Origin of the sequence: Mesorhizobium sp. M7A.F.Ca.CA.003.01.2.1, from assembly GCF_003998945.1 — a bacterium.
In the GTDB taxonomy this organism is placed as follows: Bacteria; Pseudomonadota; Alphaproteobacteria; order Rhizobiales; family Rhizobiaceae; genus Mesorhizobium; species Mesorhizobium ciceri.
On record NZ_RZRA01000795.1, the window covers coordinates 1 to 2,717 of the forward strand.

Consider the following 2,717-nt stretch of genomic DNA (forward strand, 5'->3'; position numbering starts at 1 on the left):
GCGTGGTCTACGGGGCCGCTGCCGGTTTTGCCGGAGGCAAGGTCGACGAGGTGATGATGCGCATCGTCGACGTGCTCTATTCCTTGCCCTTCATCTTCTTCGTCATCATGCTGGTGGTGTTCTTCGGCCGCAACTTCGTGCTGATGTTCCTGGCCGTCGGCGCCGTGCTGTGGCTCGACATGGCGCGCATCGTGCGCGGCCAGGCACTGTCGATCCGCCGCCAGGAATATGTCCAGGCGGCGGAAGCCATGGGCGTCGGCCAGCGCGGCATCCTGCTGCGCCACGTCATCCCCAACCTGCTCGGCCCGGTGGTCATCTACATGACGCTGCTGGTGCCGCAGGTGATCATCCTGGAAAGCTTCCTATCGTTTCTCGGCCTCGGCGTGCAGGAGCCGATGACCAGCTGGGGCGTTCTGATCTCGGTCGGCGCCAAGAACATCGGCACCGCCAACTGGCTGCTCCTGTTCCCCGCCTTCTTCCTCGTCTCGACGCTGTTTGCGCTGAACTTCGTCGGCGACGGCCTGCGCGACGCACTCGACCCGAGGGATCGCTAAGATGGGGATCGCTAAGATGCGGGTCGATAAAGAGGGGGACCGCTGAGATGGCTGCTTACGAAACGATCCTCAGCGTCAAGGATTTGCGTGTCCGCTTCCGCACGCTCGACGGCGCCGTCGAGGCGGTCAAGGGCATAAACATCCATGTCAAATCGGGCGAGACCGTTGCCGTGGTCGGCGAATCCGGCTCCGGCAAAAGCCAGACGATGATGGCGGCGATGAGCCTGCTGGCGTCGAATGGCGAAGCGACAGGCAGCGTCGACTATCGTGGCCGCAATCTTCTAACACTCAGCAAATCCGAGCTCAACAAGGTCCGTGGCCGCAAGATCAGCATGATCTTCCAGGAGCCGATGACTTCGCTCGATCCGCTCTATTCAATCGGCAACCAGTTGATCGAACCGATCCGCCGGCATCGGGGCCTGAATGTCGCCGAGGCGCGTGAAGAAGCGCTCAAACTGCTGCGGCTGGTGCATATTACCGATCCCGAGCGGCGGATGAAATCCTATCCGCACGAAATGTCGGGTGGCCAGCGCCAGCGTGTGATGATCGCGATGGCTCTCGCCAACGACCCTGACATATTGATCGCCGACGAGCCGACGACGGCGCTCGATGTGACCATACAGGCGCAGATCCTGATGCTTCTGGCCGAATTGCAGCGCAAGCTCGGCATGGCGATCGTCTTCATCACCCACGATCTTGGCATCGTCCGCCGCTTTGCCGATCGGGTCTATGTCATGCGCCAGGGCGAGGTTGTCGAGGAGGGGGAGGCGGAGGCCATCTTCGTCAACCCACAGCATGCCTACACGAAAATGCTGCTGGCGGCCGAGCCGACCGGCAGCAAGGCGCCGCCGCCCGCCAACGCCCCAGTGCTGCTCGAAGGCAGGAATGTCGAAGTGACGTTCAGGATCGGCGGCGGGTTTCTTGCTGGCGAACCGCTGATGCTGCGTGCAGTCGATCACATCTCGATCCGGCTGCAGCGCAACCAGACCATCGGCATCGTTGGTGAATCCGGCTCGGGCAAATCGACTCTTGGCCGCGCCTTGCTGCGGCTGTTGCCGAGTGACGGGCTCATCCGTTTCGGCGATCGCGACATTTCCCAAGCCGACAGGCAGGCGATGCGGCCGCTGCGGCGCCAGATGCAGCTCGTCTTCCAGGACCCGTTCGGCTCGTTGTCGCCGCGCATGACTGTCGGCCAGGTCATCACCGAAGGACTTCTGGTGCATGAGCCTGACCTTTCGGGCAAGCAGCGTGATCAACGCGCGGTCGAGGCCTTGCGCGAGGTCGGCCTCGACCCCAACGCCCGCAACCGCTACCCGCACGAATTCTCCGGCGGTCAGCGGCAGCGCATCGCCATTGCCCGCGCCATGATCCTGAAGCCCAGGCTGGTGGTATTGGATGAGCCGACTTCGGCGCTCGATCGCTCTGTGCAGAAACAGATCGTCGAACTGCTGCGCAAGCTGCAGGCGGACCACGAATTGTCCTATCTCTTCATCAGCCACGATCTGTCGGTCGTGCGCGCCATGGCCGACTACATCATCGTCATGAAACAGGGCAAGATCGTCGAGGAAGGGCCGACCGAGGCGATCTTCAGCAATCCGCAGCACGCCTACACACAGACGCTGATGGCCGCCGCGATCGACGTGACGCGATTTCGCCTGAGCGCCTGAACCGGGCTCTGCACCGAGGCGTTGGCTGTCCGCTCAATTCGCGGACCTCTGGCACTTGCGCGCTCGCACGGCGGCAATGGCATCCTGTTGCTGCTTAAGCCGGTCGATCCTGGCTGTTTCACGGTTGGCTACCGCGGTCTTCACGCGTGAGCCGCCGAGCAGCCAGCGTGGAACATTGGTGTTGGCGACCTTGCCGCGCGTGATTGCCGTTTGCGAGATGTCACGGGCGACGTCTCCCATCGCACTGTTGAGGTCGGTGCACGTCATTGAATCGTATTTCGCCGGATCGACGGTTCTCCCGAGCGATGAACAGCCAGCGACGAGAACCAGCGTCATCACACGAATCAAGGGCGGGGCTGTGGATGAATTCAAATTCATGTCGCACTCGGCCCGCCGTTTCACTCATTCCATCAGGTCCATCGACCCTAGAGCCGACGGGCCTTTTCGTCAAAATATGCGGCCGCGAAGCAACCTGCCACAGGGTTCGGCCATGCGG

At 62.3% G+C, this 2,717-nt stretch carries 3 protein-coding genes; 2 read left to right on the plus strand and 1 reads right to left on the minus strand.

Going from position 1 to position 2,717, the window contains the following annotated elements; all coding sequences use genetic code 11:
• The coding region (locus EN969_RS25670) for an ABC transporter permease subunit (protein WP_127419504.1) at positions 1-554 on the plus strand (554 nt) is incomplete at its 5' end.
• Between the two features lie 47 nt (positions 555-601).
• Positions 602-2,221, plus strand: a complete 1,620-nt coding sequence (locus EN969_RS25675; RefSeq protein WP_127419505.1) for an ABC transporter ATP-binding protein — start codon at positions 602-604, stop codon at positions 2,219-2,221.
• Between the two features lie 33 nt (positions 2,222-2,254).
• On the opposite strand, the gene EN969_RS25680 is transcribed toward EN969_RS25675, so the two are convergent.
• Positions 2,255-2,599, minus strand: a complete 345-nt coding sequence (locus EN969_RS25680) for a hypothetical protein (protein WP_127419506.1) — start codon at positions 2,597-2,599, stop codon at positions 2,255-2,257.
• Positions 2,600-2,717: the final 118 nt, after the last annotated feature.

Bases quoted from the DNA above. Each gene is read 5' to 3' on its own strand.
- EN969_RS25675 (WP_127419505.1), top strand. From the start codon at position 602: ATGGCTGCTTACGAAACGATCCTCAGCGTCAAGGATTTGCGTGTCCGC.
- EN969_RS25680 (WP_127419506.1), bottom strand. From the start codon at position 2,599: ATGAATTTGAATTCATCCACAGCCCCGCCCTTGATTCGTGTGATGACG.